Here is an 881-nt window from a genome sequence, read left to right on the forward strand (position 1 = left end):
GGGGGGGGGGGGGGGGGGGGGGGGGGGGGGGGGGGGGGGGGGGGGGGGGGGCGGGCGCCCCCCCCCCCCCCCCCCCCGACCCGCTGCCTTGGGATCGGCTCAGCTCGGCCGCACCTGGCGGGTCGACCGAGCAGGCTGGTCAGCGGGCCTGGAGGGCGTCCAGGCCGACCGCCATGGCGATCACCAATCGCCGGTCGATCTGCGGGTTCTGGATCTCGACGACGTACCGGTCGCGCAGGCCCCACTTCTTGACCACCGAGAACACCGGCTGGCCGCCGGCGGTGAAGTCGAAGTGGTACGGCAGCCAGGAGAGCGAGTCGACGAACCGGCGCAGCAGCGCCACCGGCAGGCTGCGCTCCTGCCCGGTGATCTGCGGGAGGCCGGCCTGCTCGACGTGCCAGGTCGACCGCAGCAGCGACTGGGCGAAGTCCTTGCGGAACAGGCCGATCGGGTTGCCGGCCTGGTCGGTCACGTCGTACGTGGCGCCGAGGTCGAGGCGCTGGCGGGCCTTGAAGCCGAGCAGCGGGTGCTGCTTGGAGTCGTCGGTGTAGATGGTCACCTGCTCCTTGAACGCGAGGCGCTTCTGCTGCGCGAACGCGAGCAGCGGGCCCTCGGTGCCGTCCGGCGCCACCGCGTGGACCTCGTACTGGTTGACCATCATCCGGATCCGCTGGCGGATGAAGAACTGGTGCTGGGTCTGCAGGCTGTCGAGCTGCATGCGATCTCCTTCGAGGGGCGAACGCCGGAGTTTCGCACAGCTCGGCCCTCGGCGTCCGCCCCCGCGCCCTAGACGAGTAAGTCCTAAGCGTGGTCAGTGGTCGTAGGCGATCAGTGACCTGGTGAGGGGTGCTCCGTTGGCCCTGTTGTGCCAGATCGCGGCG

Annotated in this window: 1 protein-coding gene; it reads right to left on the bottom strand. The window is 71.5% G+C overall.

Going from position 1 to position 881, the window contains the following annotated elements:
- Nucleotides 1–139: 139 nt before the first annotated feature.
- Nucleotides 140–718, bottom strand: a complete 579-nt coding sequence (locus ACFYOS_RS18235; RefSeq protein ID WP_387142442.1) for a hypothetical protein — start codon at nt 716–718, stop codon at nt 140–142.
- Between the last annotated feature and the right edge of the window lie 163 nt (nt 719–881).

The sequence above is a fragment of the Micromonospora sp. NPDC005806 genome, assembly GCF_042871425.1.
Lineage (GTDB): Bacteria > Actinomycetota > Actinomycetes > Mycobacteriales > Micromonosporaceae > Micromonospora.